Below are 23,012 nucleotides of genomic sequence, written 5' to 3'. Positions count from 1 at the left end.
GGAATGCTATTGTTTGCGAGAAATTTGGTTTTAAATCGGCTTTGTTGCACAAATCGCCTCGGCCGCACCCGTAGACTGACGGGAACCTCTCAAAACCCATCCGCTCTCTTCCTGACCCGAGAAGCCTGACCCGCCCCTTGCCATGATCACACCCCGCAGCGCGCTGAAGTTTGACCTGTTCGCCGAGGCCTCGCGCCAACACAAGAGAGATGAGGTGGGCGATCCGCTGCAGGTGATCGCGCGGCACATCGACTTCGGAGCCCTGGCCGGGCTGGTGGATGCCTTGATCGAGCGTGGCGATGGCCGCCGGGGTGGCCGGCCGGCCTATCCCACCGAGGTGATGGTGCGCATCCTGGTCTTGAAGCAGCTGTACAACCTCTCGCACGAGCAGATGGAGTACCAGTTGCTGGATCGGGCGAGCTACCAGCGCTTTTGCCTGCTGCAGGATGCGATGAACGTGCCGGACCGCAACACGATCTGGCGCTTCGGCGAGCGGCTGGGCGTGGATGGGGCCACGGTGCTGTTCCAGGGAGTGGATGCGCAACTGCACCGCCATGGCTACATGGCCCGGGGCGGACAAGCCATCGATGCGACGCTGGTGCCCGCGCCGCGCCAGCGCCTGGACAGGCCGGAGCGCGAGGCCCTGGCCGAAGGCAGAACGCCCGATTGGAGTGAGAGGCCGAGCGCCGGCAAAGGGATGTGGATGCCACACACACGAAAAAGCACGGCAAGAGCTACTTCGGCTACAAGCTCAGCGTGAGCGTGGACCTCAAGCACGGCTTCATCCGCCGCATCGCCACGGGCACGGCCAGCGAGCACGACGGACACCACTTCGACGAGGTGCTGGACATGCACAACACCGGGCGCAGCGTGCACACGGACAAGGCCTACGCGAGCCGGCAGCGCCGGCAGATGCTGCAAGTGCTGGGCTTCGTGGACGCGATGCAGCGCCGGGCCCAGCCGGGCCAGCCCCTGAGCGAGTGCCAGAAGCGGCGCAACCAGCGCATTGCCAGCAAGCGTGCCCGGGTCGAACATGCGTTTGCCGGCATCCGGCACCTGGGCGGCAAGTTCGTACGCACGATCGGGCAGGCGCGGGCCACGGTGGCGATGACGATGATGGCTGCCTGCTACAACATGAAGCGCCTGGCCTCGTTCCTTGAGCGAGGCGTGGATGCGTTCTTCAAACCGGCGACCACCAAGGCACAGGTGCGCCTGCAAACGGCGAAAGCCTGAGCCATCGGGGCTGCAAGGCCCCTCAATGCACGAGGTGCAGACCGCCGTAAGGCCTCATCGCGCATTCAAAACGGCTGGCGTCCAATCGTGCCTATTCGGATCCGTCAATCATGGGGTTGTGAGAGGTTCCCTGACGGGAACCTCTCAATACCCGGGCTTTCTATCAGAACCGGCTCAAGGGGCAGCTTCGGTGCGAACGTAGGGTGAACCAAGCACGCTTTCACGCGTTGCCGCCTCACGCAAGGTCTTGGATGATGGTCGCTGGCGAGCGACTTGATTGCCCACCGCCAGGCTTTTTGGCGCTCGATGGCCCTGAGGCCCCTGCGCCTACGCTTGGGCATGTTTGTAGAACGAGTCCACGCCCTTGTGCGGGGTATCCGTCCGGCCAACCCATCTACCCCGATCGAGGCATTGCAAGCACCATCGTGTCCACGTAAACCATCGTGCACACCATGTCTCAAGACATCCCCACTTCGCGCTACTCAGTCCCTCGCACACGCCGGGTCTACAGCGCGCAATTCAAGGCCGAGCTGATTGCCACCTGCCAGCAACCCGGCGCATCCATTGCCGCCACGGCACGTCAACATGGCATGAATGCCAATGTGCTGCATCGCTGGCTCAGGGAGCATCGCCTGGGTCTGCATCAGGCCGCCTCCAATACCGCCCATGTTGCTGCGCCCAGCAGCGCCCCTGCCTGCGTCGATGCGGCTGTTGAACCAGTGGTCAATGCACAACCTGCTCGCACCCCGACGCATCAGGCCCATCCGGTGCTTGCCAGCACGGTGCCCGCCTTCATCGCGATGGCACTGGACCCGCAGGCGATGCACCCTCAGGCAGCGAATGCGCAAGCTGCCTCCAGTGCTGCATCGTCAACTCCCTCATCAGACATCCGCATCGAGTGCTGTCACCATGGCACCCGCGTGACGGTCAATTGGCCGGTGGCAGCGGCTGCCGAGTGTTCCCGCGCATTGCAGGGTTTGCTGCAGGTGCTGCGGCAATGATCCGCATCGACGCCGCCTGGCTTGCCACCGCCCCGCTGGACATGCGCGCCGGCACCGACACGGCCCTGGTCCGGGTGGTCGCCGTGTTCGGCGCGGCCCGTCCTCATCACGCCTATCTGTTCACCAACAAACGCGCCAACCGCATCAAGGTGCTGGTGCACGACGGCATCGGCATCTGGTTGGCGGCTCGGCGCCTGCACCAGGGCAAGTTCGTCTGGCCGGCAACCAGCAATGAGCAGTGGCAGTTGGAGTCCGATCAGCTCCAAGCCCTGGTGCTGGGCCTGCCTTGGCGACGCATGGGAGACGCTGGCGTCATCACCGTGGTCTGAAGCGGGTGTGCAATCGGTACATCTGCGCGTGAAAGCGCCGTGCCATCCTTGGCACACTGGCGCTGATGTTGATGCCGCCCCAATCCCTGGAGGATCTGAGCGCAGAGCAACTGCGCGAGATGACCACGCGGCTGCTGGCCCAGTTGCGCCATAGCCAGGCCCTGAACGCCAAGCTCACCCACGAGAACGCGCTCTTGAAGCGCATGAAGTTCGCCGCCCAGTCGGAGCGCTTCAATGCCGAGCAGCGTAGCCTGCTCGATGACGAGATCGAAGCCGATCTGGCAGCCGTCGCCCACGAGATCGAGCAGCTGCAGCCGCCTGCAGCATCCCCCGAGACCAGGCAGCAACCCAAACGCCAGCCGCTGCCCGCCCATCTGCCGCGCCGCGAGATCCGGCACGAGCCCGAGTCCACCACCTGCGCCTGTGGCTGTGTGATGAAGCGCATCGGTGAAGACGTGGCCGAGAAGCTGGACTATGTGCCGGGCGTATTCACCGTCGAGCGCCACGTGCGTGGCAAATGGGCCTGCGCGAAGTGCGAAACCATCACCCAGGCACCGGTCGAGGCGCATGTGATCGACAAGGGCATCCCGACTGCCGGCCTGCTGGCCCAGGTGCTGGTGGCCAAGTACGCAGACCATCTGCCTTTGTTCCGCCAGGAGGGCATCTATGCGCGTGCCGGCCTGGCCATCCCGCGCTCGACCTTGGCGCAATGGGTCGGCACCTGCGGCGTGCGGCTGCAGCCGCTGGTGGATGCGCTCAAGGCCGAGATGCTTGGGCGCCAAGTGCTGCATGCCGACGAGACGCCGGTGCAGGTGCTCAAGCCCGACAAGGGAGCGACGCACCGGGCGTACCTCTGGGCCTACGCCCCTGGGGTCTTCGAAGACATGAAAGCCGTGGTGTACGACTTCTGCGAGTCCAGAGCCGGCGAGCATGCGCGCCACTTCCTGGGCGACTGGAAGGGTGCGCTGATCTGCGACGACTTCGCTGGCTACAAGGCCTTGATCGCCAGCGGCGTGACCGAAGTTGGCTGCCTGGCGCATGCCCGGCGCAAGTTCTTCGACCTGCATGCGGCGAACAAGAGCCAGATCGCCGGCTTCGCGCTGGAGCAGTTCACCAAGGTCTATGACATCGAACGCGAGGTCAAGGAACTGAACGCCGATCAGCGCAAGGCGATGCGGCAGCAGCACACCAAACCACTGCTCGATGCACTGCACGATTGGATGCGGTTACAGCGGCAAAAACTGCCCGACAGCTCGGCCACGGCCAAGGCGCTGGATTACAGCCTGCGGCGCTGGACTGCGTTGACGCGCTTCGTTGATGACGGGCAACTGCCCGTGGACAACAACTGGATCGAGAACCAGATCCGGCCGATTGCGATGGGGAGAAACAACTGGCTGTTCGCCGGGAGCCTGCGTGCGGGCCAGAGGGCGGCGGCGGTGATGAGCCTGGTGCAGTCGGCGCGCATGAACGGACACGATCCCTATGCCTACCTGAAGGACGTGCTCACGCGCCTGCCCACGCACCGGGCCAGCCGGATCGAGGAATTGCTGCCGCATCGCTGGCAGAGCCCGAACTCCTGATCAATGCCTGTGCAACCGGCTGCGGTCAACATGGGATCGCCGGACGCTTACTGTGCGGGAACATCGCCAGCCGCTTGATGTCGTAGCACGCAGCTGACCTGCAAGGCTTTGATGCAGGACCTGATTCCCGGCTACGATGCGATGACTGCCCCAGCAATCTTGGTGCCGAAAGTCGGTCATACGATCAAAGGGCCTAATGGCATTGTTTCGCGCAGCGCTGATGGGTTTAGCAGCCCAAGAGATGTCCTTGCGCGCGATATTTCGGAACTACGGCGGGTGTACTCTGACGTGCCGAATTCTTCATTGCAAGACCTCATTCGAATGAACAAGAATGCCTACCCTGACGCCTTTGGAAAGTAAGAGTTATGACGCCTGCTGAATTTGTTTCGTGCCTGAGAGTGGCTGTTTTTGAGGAAAATGTTGGAATTTACCGTCAGCTCTTCAATGGCACGTCGGTGGCGAATGCATCCGATCCATATTGGAAAAGTGCCTTGGCTCTCTTCAATGGCCTAAGTTCTGAACAGCAAGAAGTCTTTTTCCAGGTTGTTCGCCAGGTGGCGACCGACACGACAGCAAACGTCTTGGGTGTGATTGACGGAGTGAATGCGTTGAATGGCGTGGACGAGCAATTGGTGTTGAGTTGTGAAAGCGGAGTCAAGCTGAGTGGTGATTTACAAAGCTTGTTCCTAGTTGAAGAGGAGCGAACATCACGAGCGTGATGAAGGGTGGTCTCAAATTCGAACTGCAATACCACTGGTTTTGATGAATATGGAAATATTTCGGTAAATTGATTGGTAATACATCGGGTTGGTTTGTATCTTTATATGGCTCACCGCGTCGATGCAGTTACTTGGTGGAACGAAGTTGGACGCACCTATGGCCCGAAAGCACCTGAGGTACGCCAGTTCATACTGAATTCAGAAAACTATGTTTTGTAAATTGACTCAAAAAATAGCTCAGCAGGAGCAAAGCTGAGGAAAAAATATCAGCAGCCGGCACCAAAATTCTCGACCCTGAAATAAACTCTGCAAATGCCTCATTAATACGAGCGGCTTTGTTGCACAAATCGAGTTGCAGACGGCATGACCCTCACCCCAGACGGATCTATGCCACGGCAGCCACTGGTACGGTTCGAGGACGGCCGATCTGGCTGAAGCGATTCAGCAATGCCACGCGTACATGCAACTCCACCACTTGGCGCTCGAACGTGCGCGCCGTCACCCGTTCGCCCAGTCGCTTGAAGCAGTGCATCTTCGTCTCCACAAGGCTGCGCCGATGGTAGCCGCTCCACTTCTTCCAGATGCTGCGACCCAGGCGCTTGCACGCGGCAATGGCTTCGTTGCGGTGCGCCGAGCCCGGACTCGACTTCTTCCAATGGCTGGCGTTCTTGCGCGGCGGGATCACCGCCATCGCCTGCCGTTGGGCAATGGCGTCCAGGCAGCCTCGCGTGTCGTAGGCACCATCCGCACAGACGCTTTCGATGGGCTCGTCGGCGGCAATCTGGGCCAGCAACTCGGGCAGCATCGGTGCGTCTCCGATGGCATTGCTGGTCACCTCGATGGCGCGTATCTCCAGCGTCTGCGCGTCGATACCCAGATGGACCTTGCGCCATTCGCGCCGGTACTCGGCACCATGCTTCTTGCGTTTCCACTCGCCTTCGCCCAGGAACTGGATGCCGGTGCTGTCCACCAGCAACTGCAGCGGCGACTGGGGTCGCTGGTAGCTGAGTTCGACCTGCAAGGTCTTCTGGCGTCGGCAGACCGTGCTGAAGTCAGGCACTGGCCAGTCCAGCTTGGCCAGCCGCAGCAGGCTTTGCACCATGCCAAGCGCCTGGCGCAAGGGCTGGCCGAACAGGCACTTGATGCTCAGGCAGAACTGGATTGCTGCGTCCGAGAAGGTCGGGCTGCGTCCGCGCTTGCCAGTCGGCGTGCCAAGCCACTGCATGCCCTGATCCAGCCACATCGTCAGCGAGCCTCGCGCCTTCAGCGCCGCGTTGTACGCTTTCCAGTTCGTCGTGCGGTACTTGCTCCGCTGCCTTCTCTTCGCTTCTGTCACGCCGTCAGTCTACGGGCGGCGGCGAGGCGATTTGTGCAACAAAGCCAGGGCCGACTATGTGCATGCAATAATAAATCACATTTGCATATTGACAGGTTTTGAGAGGAACCCTGATGAGAGACCTGAGCGGGCAATAACCGGATCGAGAAATGAGCATTCAAGACGTATTGAAGGATGGACAGCTGAACGAGGGCGCCTCTAGTGAGGCAATCCAGGCTGTTGTTGCGGCCCTCGGTCAGTCATTGCCATCTGACTACTTGCAGTTCATCGGTGAACACGATGGAGGTGAAGGGTTCATTGGCGATAGCTACTTGATTCTTTGGAGGTCTGGAGAACTGGCCACCTTCAATCGTGAATATGAGGTCGAACAATACGCACCGGGAATCGTGCTCTTCGGGTCTGATGGCGGTGGCGAAGGCTATGGGTTTGATACGCGAGAGGCGACTATGCCAATAGTTCGGATTCCGTTCATTGGCATGGACCTTCGATATGCCTCGCGTGTCGCCGAAAACTTCAACGATCTTCTTTTCCCGTTGGCCAAATGAAGAAGTCATTTGATCCGCGTGGCGATGCGCGTCCGCCAAGCATGGAGTTATTCGATATCACGCCGGTGATTTTTGGCGGTGATCCAAACGATCCCAAGAACAAGGCTTGGTTGACAAGGCAGCAACACATTGAAGCGGTGCGGTATTGGAACCGTGTGATTCGTGAGTTGCGCGAGGGCAAGTCTGGTTAATAAATGCCTCATCAATACGAGCTAGATGCGCAAACGCATGAAACGATCAAGTCTCTGTGTGCAGAGGGGGATCGTTTGGCCAATCTTCTTCGTTATGACGAAGCGGTGGCTCAGTACAACAAAGCATGGGAGCTTGTCCCCCCCCCCCGCAAAATGACTGGGAGGCATCGACATGGATTCTTGCTGCGATAGCCGATGCCTGTTTTCTCGGCGGATACAGAGTCTCAGCTCGTGAAGCTTTGGAATACGCACTCGCCTGCCCTGGAAGATTCGGTAATCCGTTTATTTGACCTGCCCCCAGAACCCGTACCAGTCGATTTGAGGAATCCGCTGGGTTGAAGGAGATTACTCCTGGGTTTGCAGCGGCGCCGGGACGGCGCCACCGGTTGTCTGTCGATGCTGCGCCGCGAACTTCGCTGGCGGCATCCGCCTGCAACTGCTGTGCGGCCGTACCTCGTTGTAGTCGATCCGCCAGCGCGCAATCTCAACACGCGCCTGCTTCAGGCTTTGGAACCAGTGCTCGTTCAGGCACTCGTCGCGGAACTTGCCGTTGAAGCTCTCGATGTAGGCGTTCTGCGTGGGCTTGCCTGGCTGGTTGAGGATGTGGCGCACGCCCTGGGCCTGGGCCCAGGCCATGAAGGCCCGGCTCGTGAACTCTGGCCCCTGGTCGGTTCTCACGGCCTGCGGGTAGCCCCGGAACCGCGCAACCTGGTCGAGCACGCGCACGACGTACTGGCCGCCGATGCCATGGTCCACAGCGATGTCCACGCACTCGTGGCTGAAGTCGTCCGTCACGGTCAGGCACTTGATGCGCCGCCCGCTGGCCAGGCTGTCGCTGACGAAGTCCATGCTCCAGACTTCATTGATGGTCCGGCACTTGTGCAACGGCACGCGTTCGAGCTTCAGGCGCTGCTTGCCGCGCCGCTTACGCACCGACAGGTCGGCCAGCCTGTAGAGCCGGTACACGCGCTTGTAGTTGATCTTGTTGCCCGCGGCACGCAGCAGGTCGCCGATGCGTCGGTAGCCGAAGCGCCGACGTTCATGGGCCAGCTCGACGATGCGCTGGCTCGTTGCCAGGTCGTGCTGCGCACGCTGGGGCGGATGCCGCCAGCTGCCGCGCGACAGGCCCACCAAGGCGCAGGCGCGCCGTTCACTGATCGAGGTCGCCTTCAACATCTCGCCCACCGCGCGTCGCCTCGCCGGTGGGCTCAGCGCTTTACGCCGAAGGCCACCTTCAGCGCCTCGTTGTCCAACACCGCTTCGGCCAGCAGCTTCTTGAGCCGGTTGTTCTCGGCTTCGAGGTCGCGCAGCCGTTTGGCGTCGCTGGCTTCCATGCCGCCGAACTTGGCTCGCCACTTGTAGAACGTGGCCGAGCTGAAACCCTCTCGGCGGCACAGGTCCGCCACGCTCATGCCAGCGTCGGCCTGCTTGATGAACCCAATGATCTGTTCGTTCGTGTACCTGCTCTTGCGCATCGCGCTTCCTCTCGGTTGCGCGGATTCTCTATTGCCTTGGTACGGGTCGCGGGTTGCAGGTCAGATCGACAGCTTCTGGTTGGAACCCACCACCTTCTGTCCCCCGAAAACCAACCTCCGCCTACACCGCCCCATACGGCGCAAACCGGCTCTGGTTCTCATCCACCTCCAGTCCCCGCCCGATGTACGGAAACGCCCGCTGCGGGCAGGCTTCGCGTTCGCACACCTTGCAGCCCATGCCGATGGGGGTGGCGGCCCCGGGGTCGTTCAGGTCCAGGCCCTTGGCGTAGACCAGGCGCGGGGCGTGGCGGATGTCGCAGCCCAGGCCCACTGAAAAGGTCTTGCGCGGCGCGCCGTAGCCGCGCCGGCCGCCGCTCACGGTGCGCGCGATCCACAGGTACTTGCGCCCGTCGGGCATGCTGGCGAGCTGGCGCAGCACGCGCTCGGGCTGGCCGAAGGCTTCGTACACGTTCCACAGCGGGCAGGTGCCGCCGGTGCGGCTGAAGTGGAAGTGCGTGGCCGACTGGCGCTTGCTGATGTTGCCCGCGCGGTCCACGCGGATGAAGAAGAACGGCACGCCGGGCGCGCCCAGGCGCTGCAGCGTGGACAGGCGGTGGCACACGGTCTCGAAGCCCACGCCGAAGCGCTGCTCCAGCAGGTCGATGTCGTAGCGCAGCGCCTCGGCGGCTTCCAGGAACACGCCGTAGGGCAGCAGCAGCGCCCCGGCGAAGTAGTTCGCCAGGCCCACGCGGGCGAGCTTGCGCGAGGCGGGGTCGTGCGCGAAGGGCGGGGCGTCGGTGAGCTGGTCGATGGTGTCGGCCACCTCCAGCAGCGCCAGTTGCGTGGCGAGCTGGAAGGCCTGCTGCGCGGGCTCCAGCGTGGAGGCCAGCTGCAGCGTGCGCTGGCCGGGGTCGAAGCGGCGCTTGCTGCCCTCGGCGCTTTCCGCGCCCGGGCCATCGCTGGTCAGTACCACGCGCACGCCGTGGCGCTGCTGCAGGCGCTGCGCCAGCCATTCGCCCAGGCGCCCGCCGTGCACGCGCGGGGCGTCTTGCGCCAGGGCCTCGGCGGCGTGGTCCACGGCGTCGAAGTGGTTCTGGTGCGCGAAGAAGAAGTCGCGCACCACCTCGAAGGGCATGGCGCGCGCGGGGGCCACGCTGTCCACGATGTCGGAGCGGCCGTCGCCCAGGCGCAGCGCCAGGGTTTCCAGGCGCTCCTGCGCCTCCAGCGCGCGGCGGTGCAGGGCGATGACGGCGCGGCCCAGCGCGGGCATCTGCGCCGCCACCTCTTGCAGCTCGGGCACGGCCACGGGCTCGGCGGCGTCGGCCAGGGCCTCGCGCAGGCCGGCGATCAGGCGCGCTTCCTCGTCCTCGGAGAACTGCTGGATGTCCACGCCCAGCGTGCGGTGCAGCTTGAGCAGCACCTGCACGGTGAGCGGGCGCTGGTTCTGCTCGATCTGGTTCAGGTAGCTGGGCGAGAGGCCCAGCGCCTGGGCCAGCGCGATCTGCGACAGGCCGCGCTCGGCGCGCAGCTTGCGCAGCTTGACGCCCATGAAGGTTTTTTTCATGCCGCTGCTCCTGGTATGTGGGGGGTGATGATATTCGCAGAATTCGCAATTCGCGGGGTTTTGTTTCGCAAGATTTCGCCTTTTCAGCCCTGTTCCTGGGGCTCTATTCTGCGTAAATTGCGAAGCATGACAACACCCCCAGGAACCGTAGAGACGCGCGAACTGGTGCTGCCGGCGCGGGCCAACCACCACGGCACCTTGTTTGCCGGGCAGGGCCTGCAGCTGATGGCGCAGGCCGCCTTTCTGGCCGCGCGCGGCCTGGCGCAGCGCGAGGTGGTGATGGCCGGCGTGACGGGCGTGGATTTCCTCGCGCCCGTGCCGGTCGGCAGCCAGCTCACGCTGCGCGGCTGGGTCAGCCGCGTGGGCCGCAGCTCCATGACCGTGTGCGTGACCGGGCTGGCGGACCAGCCGGGCATTCCGCCCGAGGAGGTGTTGAAAGGGGTGTTCGAGATGGTGGCGGTGGATGCCGCCGGCCGTCCCGTCGCCATCGCATGTTCTTATCGCAACCAGGAGACCCAACCATGAACACCCCCACCGCCGAGGCCGTGGCAGCCCCCAAAGTCAAGAAGTCCGTCGCTCTGTCGGGCGTCACGGCCGGCAACACCGCCCTGTGCACCGTGGGCCGCACGGGTAACGACCTACACTACCGCGGCTACGACATCCTGGACATTGCCGAGGTATGCGAGTTCGAGGAAATCGCCCACCTGCTGGTGCACGGCAAGCTGCCCACGCGCGCCGAACTCAAGGCCTACAAGGCCAAGCTCAAAGCCCTGCGCGGCCTGCCCGGCAGCGTGAAGGCCGCGCTGGAGCAACTGCCTGCCGCCAGCCACCCGATGGACGTGATGCGCACCGGCGTTTCGGCCCTGGGCTGCGCGCTGCCCGAGAAGGATGACCACAACCTGCCGGGCGCGCGCGACATTGCCGACCGCCTGATGGCCAGCCTGGGCAGCATGCTGCTGTACTGGTACCACTTCAGCAATTCGGGCCGCCGCATCGAGGTGGAGACGGATGACGACTCCATCGGCGGCCACTTCCTGCACCTGCTGCACGGCGCGCCGCCCTCGGAGGGCTGGGTGCGCGCCATGCACACCTCGCTGAACCTGTACGCCGAGCACGAGTTCAACGCCTCCACCTTCACCGCGCGCGTCATCGCCGGCACGGGCAGCGACATGTATTCGAGCATTTCGGGCGCCATTGGCGCGCTGCGCGGCCCCAAGCACGGCGGCGCCAACGAGGTGGCGTTCGAGATCCAGAAGCGCTACGACAACCCCGGCCAAGCCGAGGCCGACATCCGCCGCCGCGTCGAGGCCAAGGAGGTGGTGATCGGCTTCGGCCACCCGGTGTACACGGTGAGCGACCCGCGCAACGTCATCATCAAGGGCGTGGCCAAGCGCCTGTCGGATGAGGCGGGCAGCACCAAGATGTACGACATCGCCGAGCGGCTCGAATCCGTGATGTGGGAAGTCAAGAAGATGTTCCCCAACCTCGACTGGTTCAGCGCCGTGAGCTACCACATGATGCAGGTGCCCACCGCCATGTTCACGCCGCTGTTCGTCATCGCGCGCACCAGCGGCTGGGCCGCGCACGTGATCGAGCAGCGCGTGGACAACAAGATCATCCGCCCCAGCGCCAACTACACCGGGCCGGAAGACCAGAAGTTCGTGCCCATCGAGGAGCGCCTCTGACAAAAACCATAGCTGCCAGCGCTTTCCAGAAGCCATTTTCAGCGTAATTTCATGCTGAAAATGGCTGTGGACAAGCGCCAGCAGCTATCAGAAGAATAGTGAACCTGCCCGCCCCATGACGAACACCGCCCACCGCAAACCCCTTCCCGGCACGTCCCTGCAGTACTTCGACGCGCGCGAGGCCGTCGATGCCCTCCAACCCGGCGCCTGGGCCAGGCTGCCCTACACGGCGCGCGTGCACGCCGAGAACCTGGTGCGCCGCGCCGACCCGGCGCAGTTGGCCGGCTACCTGCGCCAGCTCATCGAGCGCAAGCGCGAGATCGACTTTCCGTGGTTCCCCGTGCGCGTGGTGTGCCACGACATCCTGGGCCAGACCGCGCTGGTCGATCTGGCGGGCCTGCGCGACGCGATTGCGAAGGAGGGCGGCGACCCGGCTGCCGTCAATCCCGTGGTGCCGGTGCAGTTGATCGTCGATCACTCGCTGGCCGTGGAGTGCGGCGGCTTCGACCCCGACGCCTTCCGCAAGAACCGCGAGATCGAGGACCGCCGCAACGAGGACCGCTTCCACTTCATCGAGTGGACGAAGAAGGCCTTCGCCAACGTGGACGTGATCCCGGCGGGGAACGGGATCATGCACCAGATCAACCTGGAGAAGATGTCGCCCGTCGTGTACGTGCAGAAGGATGGAGAGGGCAGCGTGGTCTTCCCCGACACCTGCGTGGGCACCGACAGCCACACGCCGCACGTCGATGCGCTGGGCGTGATCGCCGTGGGCGTGGGCGGGCTGGAGGCCGAGAACGTGATGCTGGGCCGCGCCTCGTGGATGCGCCTGCCCGACATCGTGGGCGTCAGGCTCACCGGCAAGCGCCAGCCGGGCATCACCGCCACCGACATTGCCCTCGCGCTGACCGAATTCCTGCGCAAGGAGAAGGTCGTGGGTGCGTACGTGGAGTTCTTCGGCGAGGGCGCGGACAGCCTGTCGATCGGCGACCGCGCCACCATCTCGAACATGTGCCCCGAGTACGGCGCCACCGCCGCGCTGTTCTTCATCGATGCGCAGACCACGGCCTACCTGCGCCTGACCGACCGCAGCCCCGAACAGGTGCAGTTGGTGGAAACCTACGCCAAGGCCGCCGGCTTCTGGGCCGACGACCTGAAGACCGCCGAGTACGAGCGCGTGCTCGCGTTCGACCTCTCCAGCGTGGTGCGCAACATGGCCGGCCCGAGCAACCCGCACCGCCGCCTGCCCACCTCGGCACTGGTGGACCGCGGCATCGCCGGCGCCATCAAGCTCGAAATGGCCCGCGCCGAGGAGGCCGAGGGGCTGATGCCCGATGGCGCCGTGATCATCGCCGCCATCACCAGCTGCACCAACACCAGCAACCCGCGCAACGTCATCGCGGCCGCGCTGCTGGCGCGCAACGCGAACCGCCTGGGCCTGGTGCGCAAGCCCTGGGTCAAGACCTCGCTGGCGCCCGGCTCGAAGGCCGTGGAGCTGTATTTGAAGGAAGCGAACCTGCTCGGCGACCTGGAAAAGCTCGGCTTCGGCATCGTCGCCTTCGCTTGCACCACCTGCAACGGCATGAGCGGCGCGCTCGACCCCAAGATCCAGCAGGAGATCATCGACCGCGACCTGTACGCCACGGCCGTGCTCTCGGGCAACCGCAACTTCGACGGGCGCATCCACCCGTATGCCAAGCAGGCGTTCCTGGCCTCGCCGCCGCTGGTGGTGGCCTATGCGATCGCGGGCACGGTGCGCTTCGACATCGAGAACGATGTGCTGAAGGTGGTGGATGGCAAGGAGATCCGCCTCAAGGACATCTGGCCCAGCGACGAGGAGATCGACGCCATCGTCGCCCGCGCCGTCAAGCCCGAGCAGTTCCGCGCCGTGTACGAGCCCATGTTCGCCATCCGCAAGGACGACGGTGAAAAGGCGGCGCCGCAGTACGACTGGCGCCCGCAGTCCACCTACATCCGCCGCCCGCCGTACTGGGACACGGAAGGCGTGGGCGCGCTGGCGGCCTTTCCGCGCACGCTCAAGGGCATGCGCCCGCTGGCCCTGCTGCCCGACAACATCACCACCGACCACCTGTCGCCGTCCAACGCCATCCTGCTGGACAGCGCTGCGGGCGAGTACCTGCACAAGATGGGCCTGCCGGAGGAGGACTTCAACTCCTACGCCACGCACCGCGGCGACCACCTGACCGCGATGCGCGCCACCTTCGCCAACCCGCAGCTCGTCAACGAGATGGCCGTGGTCGATGGCCAGGTGAAGAAGGGGTCGCTGGCGCGCATCGAGCCCGAGGGCAAGGTGGTGCGCATGTGGGAGGCCATCGAGGCGTACCTGAACCGCCGCCAGCCGCTCATCATCATCGCCGGCGCCGACTACGGCCAGGGCTCCAGCCGCGACTGGGCTGCCAAGGGCGTGCGCCTGGCGGGCGTGGAGACGGTGGTGGCCGAGGGTTTCGAGCGCATCCACCGCACCAACCTCATCGGCATGGGCGTGCTGCCGCTGGAGTTCAAGCCGGGCGTGAACCGCCTGACGCTGCAGCTCGACGGCACCGAGACCTACGATGTGGAAGGCAAGCTGGAGCCGCGCGCCGACCTCACGCTGGTCATCCACCGCCAAAACGGCCAGACCGACCGCGTGGCCACCACCTGCCGCCTCGACACCGCCGAGGAAGTCTCGGTCTACGAAGCGGGCGGCGTGCTGCAGCGCTTCGCGCAAGACTTCTTGGCATCCAATCGGGCTTGAGAGCGTGTTCACGATCTCCACGCGGGTGTGCAGGCGCGGAATCGGGCGGTCTGCGTTGTTGCAAATCCTCGCAATAGCAAGGCTATTGCTGCGGTTTGCGCCTAGCAGCCCATCCCGATCCGCATCCTGCACCCCTTCGCGCGAGATCGTGAACACGCTCTGAAGCCTTGTCAGACAAGCGCGAGCAGCTATCAAAATCGATATGATCCAGCACCTTCCCCAGATCCGCATCCCCGCCACCTACCTGCGCGGGGGCACCAGCAAGGGCGTGTTCTTCCGCCTGCAGGACCTGCCCGAGGCCGCGCGCCAGCCCGGCCCGGCGCGCGACAAGCTGTTCCAGCGCGTCATCGGCAGCCCCGACCCGTACGGCGCGCAGATCGACGGCATGGGCGGGGCCACCTCCAGCACCAGCAAGTGCGTCATCCTGAGCAAGAGCACGCGCGCCGGGCATGACGTGGACTACCTCTACGGGCAGGTGTCCATCGACAAGGACTTCGTCGACTGGAGCGGCAACTGCGGCAACCTCTCCACCGCCGCCGGGGCGTTCGCTATCCACGCGGGCCTGGTGGAGGCGGGCCGCATCCCGGACCACGGCGTGTGCGTGGTGCGCATCTGGCAGGCCAACATCGGCAAGACCATCATTGCCCACGTGCCCGTGGCGGGCGGCCAGGTGCAGGAAACCGGCGGCTTCGAGCTGGACGGCGTGACCTTTCCGGCTGCCGAAATCGTGCTGGAGTTCATGGACCCGTCGGACGATGGCGACGAGGGCGGGGCCATGTTCCCCACGGGCAACCTGGTCGATACGCTGGAGGTGCCGGGCGTCGGCAATTTCCCCGCCACCATGATCAACGCGGGCATTCCCACCGTGTTCGTCAACGCCGCCGATATCGGCTACCAGGGCACGGAGCTGCGCGAGGACATCAACGGCGACCCGGCGCAACTGGCGCGGTTCGAAAAAATCCGCGTCGCCGGCGCGCTGCGCATGGGCCTCATCCAGACCCCCGAGGAAGCCGCCACGCGCCAGCACACGCCCAAGATCGCTTTCGTTAGCCCGCCCAAGGACTACACCGCCTCCAGCGGTAAAACCATCGCGGCGGCGGATGTGGACCTGCTGGTGCGCGCCCTGTCCATGGGCAAGCTGCACCACGCCATGATGGGCACCTGCGCCGTGGCCATCGGCACGGCGGCGGCCATTCCCGGCACGCTGGTGAACCTGGCGGCGGGCGGCGGCGAACGCGCGGCGGTGCGCTTCGGCCACCCCTCCGGCACCCTGCGCGTGGGCGCCGAGGCGAAACAGGACAACGGCCAGTGGACGGTCACCAAGGCCGTGATGAGCCGCAGCGCCCGCATCCTCATGGAAGGCTGGGTGAGGGTACCTGGCTAGCACCGTGTTTCTTCTGCAGGAGCGCTCTCCCTCGGAGACATGGCAAAAACTCCTGTTTTCATAGCTGCCAGCGCTTGCCATATAAGGGCTGGCAGCTATTTTTTTATCAAAAATTGGAGCAACGGATGTCCACCCGCAAGCAACTCAAGCAACTCGTCGAGGCCCGCAACGGCCTGCTCGTTCCGGGCGCGTTCAACGCGCTGTCGGCCAAGGTGATCGCCGACCTGGGCTTCCAGGCCATCTACGTGACCGGCGCGGGCGTGACCAATATGTGGTTCGGCATGCCGGACCAGGGCTTCATGGGCCTGCACGAAATCGCCGACCACACGGCGCGCATCCGCGACGCGGTGGACGTGCCGCTCATCGTCGATGCCGACACGGGCTTTGGCAACGCGCTGAACGTGGTCCACACCGTGCGCACGCTGGAGCGCGCCGGGGCCGACTGCATCCAGCTCGAAGACCAGGTGGCGCCCAAGCGCTGCGGCCACTTCAGCGGCAAGGAAGTGATTTCCACCGAGGAAGCGGTGAGCAAGATCAAGGCCGCCGTCGATGCGCGGCGCGACCCCGATTTCCTCATCATGGCGCGCACCGACGCCGCCGCCACGCACGGCTTCGAGGCCGCCGTGGAGCGCGCGCAGAAGTTCGCCGAGGCGGGCGCCGACATCCTCTTCGTCGAGGCCGTGACCAAGCCTGAGGAAGTGCGCGCGCTGCCGCAGCGCCTGGCGAAGCCCCAGCTCATGAACATGGTGATCGGCGGCAAGACGCCGATCTTCAACGCCGAGCAGCTGGGCGAACTCGGCTTCGGCATCGTGCTGTACGCCAACGCCGCGCTGCAGGGCGCGGTGATGGGCATGCAAAAGGCGCTGACCACGCTGCGCGACGCCAAGGAAGTGCAGGAATCGAGCGGCCTTGTCACCCCGTTCGCCGAGCGCCAGCGCTTGGTCAGCAAGCACGAATGGGACGCGCTGGAAAAGCGCTACACCTGATCCCCAAACGGTCCAGGCCCCGGGACTCCAAGCCGGGGCTGCCATTTCCTCCCGCCAGATGACATTCCACCCCCAAGACACCCTGCGCACGCTCGCCATCGACGGAGAACCGGCGGGCCAGTTCCATTCCCTGGCCGCGCTCGAAGCGCAGGGGTTCGGCGCCATTTCCCGGCTTCCGCACACGCTGCGCGTGCTGCTGGAGTCCATCCTGCGCAACATCGACGGCGCCAGCGTGCAGGAGCACCACCTGCGCCAGCTCGCCGCGTGGCAGCCGAAGGGCAAGCGCACGGACGAAATCCCGTTCGTGGTGGCGCGCGTCATCGCGCCCGACTCCTCCGGCGTGCCGCTGCTGGCCGACCTGGCGGCCATGCGCGATGCCGCCGCGCAACTGGGCATGGCGCCGGCCGACATCGAACCCATGGTGCCGGTGGACCTGGTGGTGGACCATTCCATCCTGGTCGAGCATGCCGGCAGCAAGGATGCCCTGCGCCTGAACATGGAGCTGGAGTACCAGCGCAACGCCGAGCGCTACTCCTTCCTGAAATGGGCGGCGGGCGCCTTCAAGGGCATCCGCATCTTTCCGCCGGGGGCCGGCATCGTGCACCAGTTGAACATGGAGCGCCTGGCGCGCGGCGTGCATCGCAACGCGCAGGGCGTGTACCACTTCGACTCGCTGCTCGGCACCGACAGCCACACGCCCATGATCAACGGCGTGGGCGTGCTGGGCTGGGGCGTGGGCGGCATCGAGGCCGAGGCGGCCATGCTGGGCCAGCCGATGTACCTGGTCGCGCCCGACGTGGTGGGCGTGGAACTGACCGGCGCCCCGCAGCCCGGCGTGCTGGCCACCGACATCGTGCTCACCGTGGTGCAGGCGCTGCGCGCCAAAAAAGTGGTGGGCAAGTTCGTCGAATTCTTTGGCGACGGCGCCGCGGGCCTGACCGGGCCGGACCGCGCCACCATCTCCAACATGGCGCCGGAATACGGCGCCACGGCAGCCTTCTTTCCGGTTGATGACAACACCCTGAGCTACCTGAAAACGGTGGGCCGCACGCCCCGGGAGCTGGCGGCGCTGCGCGCGTACTTCGAGGCCCAGGGCATGTTCGGCATGCCCGCGCGCGGCACCATCGACTACAGCGACACGGTGCACATCGACCTGGGCGCGGTGGTGCCCAGCGTGGCCGGCCCGTCCCGCCCGCAGGACCGCATTGCGCTCACCGGCCTGAAGCAGGCCGTGGGCCAACTGCTCCCCGAGGGCGCGTCCCGCGACCAGGGCCGGGCCGGGTTGCAGCACGGCGACGTGGTGCTGGCCGCCATCACCTCCTGCACCAACACGTCGAACGCGCGGCTGATGCTCGCCGCCGGGCTGCTGGCGCGCAAGGCAGTGGAAAAGGGGCTGCGCAGCGCCGCCCACGTCAAGACCTCCTTCACGCCGGGCTCCCGCGTGGTGCCGGCCTACCTGCGCGCGGCGGGGCTGGAGCCGTTCCTCGACGCGCTGGGCTTCCAGGCCGTGGGCTACGGCTGCGCCACCTGCATGGGCAACTCCGGCCCGCTGGCGCCGGAGATCATGGCGCAGATCCAGGAGGGCGGCCTCACGGTCGCCGCCGTGCTGTCGGGCAACCGCAATTTCGAGGCGCGCATCCACCAGGCCATCAAGGCCAACTTCCTGATGAGCCCGCCCCTGGTGGTGGCGTTCGCCATCGCGGGCCGCAGCGACCTCGACCCCGCGACCGAGCCCCTGGGCCAGGGCGCCGATGGCCAGCCCGTCTACCTGCGCGACATCTGGCCGAGCGCCGAGGAGCTGGAAGAGGTCCTGCCCTTCGCCCAGGACCCGCGCCATGTGCTGGAGATCCAGGCGCGTAAGCCGGCGGACCCCTTGTGGGACAGCCTGCCGGCCCCCACGGGCGACCTGTTCACGTGGGAGGACGGTTCGACCTACCTGAAGCGCCCGCCGTTCTTCGACGGCGTGGACGCGCGGCTGCCCGAGGCCACCGGCATCCGGGGCGCGCGCGCCCTCGCCATCCTGGGCGACTCGGTGACGACCGACCACATCAACCCCGGCGGGGAGATTCCGCCGTCCTCGGAGTCGGGCCAGTACCTGATGTCCCTGGGCGTGCGGCCGGAGGACTTCAACAGCTACATCTCGCGGCGCGCGCAGGACAAGGTGATGGTGCGCAGCAGCTTCGCGCACCTGCGTATCCGCAACCTCATGGCGGGCGGCGAGCAGGGCAGCATCACGCTGCACCAGCCCGGCGGCGAGCGCATGAGTATCTTCGCCGCGGCGACCCGGTACGCGGCCGACGGCGTGCCCATGCTCGTGTTCGCCGGGGAGGAGTACGGCAACGGCTCCAGCCGCGACTGGGCGGCCAAGGGGCCGCGGCTGCTTGGCGTGTGCGCCGTCATTGCCCGCAGCTTCGAGCGCATCCACCGCAGCAACCTGGTCGGCATGGGCATTCTTCCGCTCGAATTCATGCACGGCGCCAGCGCGCAGTCACTCGGCCTGGCGGGCGATGAGGTGTTCGACCTGGTTGGCGATGTGGGCGGCGTGCACACCGGGCAGGTCCTCGACCTGGTGATCCAGCGGCGCAACGGCGACCGGACCACGGTGCCCTTGCGCGCGCGGATCGACTCCGCGATCGAGGAGGCCTACTACCGCCACGGCGGCATCCTGCCCTACGTGCTGCGGCAGCGGCTGGCGCGCCACCAGGGCCTGCCGGAGGCCGCGTAGCCGCGCCTTTCCACTTTCCAACGCGCTCCCACCATGAAAAAGACCATCCAGAGCATCCTCGTTGCCAACCGGGGCGAGATCGCCATCCGCGCCATGCGCGCCGCCGCCGAGCTGGGCATCCGCACCGTGGCCATCTACGCCAGCGAGGACCGGCTGGCGCTGCACCGCTTCAAGGCCGACGAGAGCTACCTCGTGGGCGAGGGGCGGCGGCCCATCGAGGCCTACCTCGACATCGCGGGCATCCTGGAAATCGCCCGGCGCGCGGGCGTCGATGCCATCCACCCCGGCTACGGCTTCCTGTCGGAGAACCCCGAGTTCGCCCAGGCCTGCGCGGATGCGGGCATCGCCTTCATCGGCCCCCGGCCCGACGTGATGCGCGAGCTGGGCAACAAGGTGGCCGCGCGTGCCCTGGCCGAGCGGCTGAACGTGCCCGTGGTGCCCGCCACCGGCGCGCTGCCCGAGGACGATGGCGAATGCCTGCGCCTGGCCCGCGAGGTGGGTTATCCGCTGATGCTCAAGGCGAGCTGGGGGGGAGGAGGGCGCGGCATGCGCGCCATCCACGAGGAAGCCGAGCTGCTGCCCTCGATCGCCGCCGCGCGGCGCGAGGCCATCGCCGCCTTTGGCAACGGCGAGGTCTACCTGGAAAAGCTGGTGCAGCGCGCGCGCCACGTCGAGGTGCAGGTGCTGGGCGACCAGCACGGCAACCTGGTGCACCTGTTCGAGCGCGACTGCTCGGTGCAGCGGCGCAACCAGAAGGTGGTGGAGCGCGCGCCCGCGCCGTACCTGGACGACGCGCAGCGCGCCGGGCTGTGCGAGGCGGCGCTCAAACTCGCGCGCGGCGTGGACTACACGCACGCGGGCACGGTGGAGTTCCTGATGGACGCGGACACGGGCCGCTTCTACTTCATCGAAGTGAACCCGCGCATCCAGGTCGAGCACACCGTGACCGAGGAAGTGACGGGCCTGGACATCGTCAAGGCGCAGATCCGCGTGACGGAAGGCGCGCGCATCGGCGAGGACGACTACCTGCCCGCGCAGCCGCACATCCGCCTCTCGGGCCACGCGCTGCAGTGCCGCGTGACCACCGAAGACCCCGAGAAGGGCTTCGCGCCCGACTACGGGCGCCTCACGGCCTACCGCAGCGCGGCGGGCGCGGGCATCCGGCTCGACGCGGGCACGGCCTACGGCGGCGCGGTCATCACGCCGTACTACGACTCGCTGCTGGTCAAGGTGACGGCGCGCGGCCACGACCCCGAGGAATCCATCCGGCGCATGGACCGCGCGCTGCGCGAGTTCCGCATCCGCGGCGTGGCGACCAACCTGGCCTTCCTGGAGAACGTGATCGCGCACCCGCTGTTCAAGCGCGGCGAGTGCACCACGCGCTTCCTCGACACCACGCCCGAGCTGTTCCAGATCGCGCCGCGCAAGGACCGCGCCAGCCGTTTGCTGAAGTTCGTCGGCGAGGTGGTGGTCAACGGCAACCCCGAGATGAAGGGCCGCGCCGCGCCCGCGCAGCCCCTGGCGCGGCCGGCGCTCCCAAAACTGGAGCGCGGCGCGCAGGTTCCGCGCGGCACGCGCGACGAACTGCGCGAGCGCGGCGCGCAGGGCTTCGCGCAATGGATGCGCGCGCAGGAGCGCACGCTGCTCACCGACACCACCATGCGCGACGCGCACCAGTCGCTGTTCGCCACGCGCATGCGCACGGCCGACATGGCCGCCATCGCGCCACACTACGCGCGCCTGCTGCCCGAGCTGTTGTCGCTCGAATGCTGGGGCGGCGCGACCTTCGACGTGGCCATGCGCTTCCTCAAGGAAGACCCGTGGGAGCGCCTGCGCCGCCTGCGCGCCGCCGTGCCCAACACGCTGCTGCAGATGCTGCTGCGCGGCGCCAACGCCGTGGGCTACACCAACTACGCCGACAACGTGGTGCGCTACTTCGTGCAGCAGGCGGCCAAGGAGGGGATCGACCTGTTCCGCGTGTTCGACTCGCTCAACTGGGTGGAGAACATGCGCGTGGCCATGGACGCCGTGATCGAGACCGGCGCGCTGTGCGAAGGCACCATCTGCTACACCGCCGACCTGTTCGACGCCAGCCGCCCCAAGTACCAGCTCCGCTACTACGTGGACATGGCCCGGCAGCTGGAAAAGGCCGGCGCGCACATCATCGGCATCAAGGACATGGCGGGCGTGTGCCGCCCGCCCGCCGTGCGCGCGCTGGTCAAGGCGCTGCGCGAGGAAACGGGCCTGCCCATCCACTTCCACACCCATGACACCAGCGGCGGCGCGGTGGCCAGCGTGCTGGCCGCCGCAGAGGCCGGGGCCGATGCCGTGGACGGCGCCATGGACGCCATGAGCGGCCTGACCTCGCAGCCCAGCCTGGGCACCATCATCGCGGGCCTGGCCCATACCGGGCGCGACACCGGCCTGACCCCGGCGCGCATCGAGCCCTTCTCGCGCTACTGGGAAGGCGTGCGGCGCTATTACGCGCCCTTCGAGGCCGACATGCGAAGCGGCACCTCGGACGTGTACCGCCACGAGATGCCCGGCGGCCAGTACACCAACCTGCGCGAGCAGGCGCGCGCCATGGGGCTGGACAGCCGCTGGGACGAGATCGCGCGCAGCTACGCCGAGGTGAACCAGTTGTTCGGCGACATCGTCAAGGTCACGCCTTCGTCCAAGGTGGTGGGCGACATGGCGATCTTCCTGGTCGCCGGCAACCTCACCGCGGCCGACGTGATGGAACCCGGGCGGGAGATCTCCTTCCCCGATTCCGTCGTGTCCTTCATGCGCGGCGACCTGGGGTACCCGGCCGACGGCTTTCCGGCCGGCGTGCAGCAGCGTATCCTCAAGGGCGCGCGCGCCGTCGAGGGCCGCGCCGGCGCGCACATCCCCGCCGTGGACCTGGAGGCCGAGCGCGCCAGGGCCGCCAAGGCCGCCGACCACCGCATCGGCGATGCCGACCTGGCGAGCTGGCTCATGTACCCCAAGGTGTTCACCGAGTACATGGCGCACCGGCGCCAGTACGGCGACGTGTCCGCGCTGCCCACGCCGGTGTTCTTCTACGGCCTGCCCGAGCAGGGCGAGATGGCCGTGGACATCGACCAGGGCAAGACCCTGGTGGTGCGCCTGCTCGGCCAGGCCGAGGACAAGGACAGCGGTGAGACGCGCCTGTTCTTCGAACTCAACGGCCAGCCCCGGCCGGTGCGCATCCAGCGCGCGGGCCAGGAGGGCGCGCTGCGCAAGGCGCGCGCCCAGGCGCAGGAGGGCAACCCGCTGCACGTGGGCGCGCCCATGCCGGGGGCGGTGGCGGCGGTCGCGGTCAAGCCGGGCCAGAAGGTCACGCGCGGTAGCCCGCTGCTGTCCATCGAGGCCATGAAGATGGAGAACGCCGTCAGCGCCGAGCGCGACGGCACGGTGGCCAAGGTGCTGGTGGCGCCGGGCGACCGCGTGGAGGCCAAGGACCTGCTGATCGAATTCGCCTAACCGGGGAGGGGAGGGCGCCGG

Annotated in this window: 17 protein-coding genes and 1 pseudogene; 15 read left to right on the top strand and 3 right to left on the bottom strand. The window is 66.3% G+C overall.

The features are described 5' to 3' along the window. Positions 1-145 precede the first annotated feature (145 nt). From YS110_04340 to YS110_04315, 6 genes and pseudogenes are all read left to right on the top strand, one after another. Positions 146-1,233 (top strand): annotated as a pseudogene (locus tag YS110_04340) (IS5 family transposase). 452 nt (positions 1,234-1,685) lie between these two features. Further along, positions 1,686-2,234, top strand: a complete 549-nt coding sequence (locus YS110_04335) for a transposase (protein UJB64046.1) — start codon at positions 1,686-1,688, stop codon at positions 2,232-2,234. Continuing rightward, on the top strand, positions 2,231-2,563 hold the full coding sequence (gene tnpB / locus YS110_04330) for an IS66 family insertion sequence element accessory protein TnpB (GenBank protein ID UJB64045.1): 333 nt from the start codon (positions 2,231-2,233) through the stop codon (positions 2,561-2,563). The genes YS110_04335 and tnpB overlap by 4 nt, the downstream gene beginning before the upstream one ends. Before the next feature lie 65 nt (positions 2,564-2,628). After that, the gene (locus YS110_04325) at positions 2,629-4,143 is read left to right on the top strand and encodes an IS66 family transposase (protein ID UJB64044.1); all 1,515 of its coding nucleotides are present in this window, start codon (positions 2,629-2,631) and stop codon (positions 4,141-4,143) included. Between the two features lie 111 nt (positions 4,144-4,254). After that, positions 4,255-4,503, top strand: coding sequence for a hypothetical protein (locus YS110_04320; GenBank protein ID UJB64043.1), 249 nt, complete (start codon positions 4,255-4,257; stop codon positions 4,501-4,503). A 5-nt stretch (positions 4,504-4,508) separates the two neighbouring features. Beyond that, complete coding sequence (locus tag YS110_04315) at positions 4,509-4,862, top strand: hypothetical protein (protein UJB64042.1); 354 nt, start codon at positions 4,509-4,511, stop codon at positions 4,860-4,862. 385 nt (positions 4,863-5,247) lie between these two features. Here the strand turns inward: YS110_04315 and YS110_04310 are convergent, their stop codons facing one another. After that, positions 5,248-6,198, bottom strand: a complete 951-nt coding sequence (locus YS110_04310; GenBank protein UJB64041.1) for an IS5 family transposase — start codon at positions 6,196-6,198, stop codon at positions 5,248-5,250. Between the two features lie 149 nt (positions 6,199-6,347). On the opposite strand from YS110_04310, the gene YS110_04305 reads away from it, so the two are divergent. Further along, positions 6,348-6,743 (top strand): SMI1/KNR4 family protein, encoded by a 396-nt coding sequence (locus YS110_04305; GenBank protein UJB64040.1) that lies wholly within the window; start codon positions 6,348-6,350, stop codon positions 6,741-6,743. Then, complete coding sequence (locus YS110_04300) at positions 6,740-6,934, top strand: hypothetical protein (GenBank protein UJB64039.1); 195 nt, start codon at positions 6,740-6,742, stop codon at positions 6,932-6,934. Before YS110_04305 ends, YS110_04300 begins: the two co-directional genes overlap by 4 nt. Before the next feature lie 345 nt (positions 6,935-7,279). On the opposite strand, the gene YS110_04295 is transcribed toward YS110_04300, so the two are convergent. Together YS110_04295 and YS110_04290 are read right to left on the bottom strand one after the other, a co-directional pair. Next, a protein-coding gene (locus YS110_04295) for an IS3 family transposase (protein UJB64038.1) occupies positions 7,280-8,409 on the bottom strand; the annotation gives its coding sequence in 2 pieces (ribosomal slippage) (positions 7,280-8,148 and positions 8,148-8,409; 1,131 coding nt in all). A 121-nt stretch (positions 8,410-8,530) separates the two neighbouring features. Next, positions 8,531-9,973: a DUF2083 domain-containing protein gene (locus YS110_04290; GenBank protein ID UJB64037.1), complete on the bottom strand. Its 1,443-nt coding sequence runs from the start codon at positions 9,971-9,973 to the stop codon at positions 8,531-8,533. Between the two features lie 126 nt (positions 9,974-10,099). On the opposite strand from YS110_04290, the gene YS110_04285 reads away from it, so the two are divergent. The 7 genes from YS110_04285 (at position 10,100) to YS110_04255 (ending at position 22,991) form a co-directional block, all read left to right on the top strand. Next, a complete protein-coding gene (locus YS110_04285) occupies positions 10,100-10,498 on the top strand; it encodes an acyl-CoA thioesterase (GenBank protein ID UJB64036.1) in 399 nt (132 codons plus the stop codon). Continuing rightward, entirely contained in the window at positions 10,495-11,658 is a 1,164-nt protein-coding gene (gene prpC, locus YS110_04280; protein ID UJB64035.1) for a 2-methylcitrate synthase, read from the top strand. The genes YS110_04285 and prpC overlap by 4 nt, the downstream gene beginning before the upstream one ends. Positions 11,659-11,773: 115 nt before the next feature. Beyond that, the gene (gene acnD, locus YS110_04275; protein ID UJB64034.1) at positions 11,774-14,413 is read left to right on the top strand and encodes a Fe/S-dependent 2-methylisocitrate dehydratase AcnD; all 2,640 of its coding nucleotides are present in this window, start codon (positions 11,774-11,776) and stop codon (positions 14,411-14,413) included. Between the two features lie 205 nt (positions 14,414-14,618). Next, positions 14,619-15,797 (top strand): 2-methylaconitate cis-trans isomerase PrpF, encoded by a 1,179-nt coding sequence (gene prpF / locus YS110_04270; protein ID UJB67344.1) that lies wholly within the window; start codon positions 14,619-14,621, stop codon positions 15,795-15,797. A 125-nt stretch (positions 15,798-15,922) separates the two neighbouring features. Next, positions 15,923-16,783, top strand: a complete 861-nt coding sequence (locus tag YS110_04265) for an isocitrate lyase/PEP mutase family protein (GenBank protein UJB64033.1) — start codon at positions 15,923-15,925, stop codon at positions 16,781-16,783. A gap of 43 nt (positions 16,784-16,826) precedes the next feature. After that, on the top strand, positions 16,827-19,508 hold the full coding sequence (acnA, locus tag YS110_04260; protein UJB67343.1) for an aconitate hydratase AcnA: 2,682 nt from the start codon (positions 16,827-16,829) through the stop codon (positions 19,506-19,508). A gap of 33 nt (positions 19,509-19,541) precedes the next feature. Next, positions 19,542-22,991, top strand: a complete 3,450-nt coding sequence (locus YS110_04255) for a pyruvate carboxylase (protein UJB64032.1) — start codon at positions 19,542-19,544, stop codon at positions 22,989-22,991. The last annotated feature ends 21 nt before the right edge of the window (positions 22,992-23,012 follow it).

Source organism: Acidovorax sp. YS12, assembly GCA_021496925.1.
GTDB lineage: Bacteria > Pseudomonadota > Gammaproteobacteria > Burkholderiales > Burkholderiaceae_C > Paenacidovorax.
This window is presented reverse-complemented; position numbering and strand designations above follow the sequence as displayed.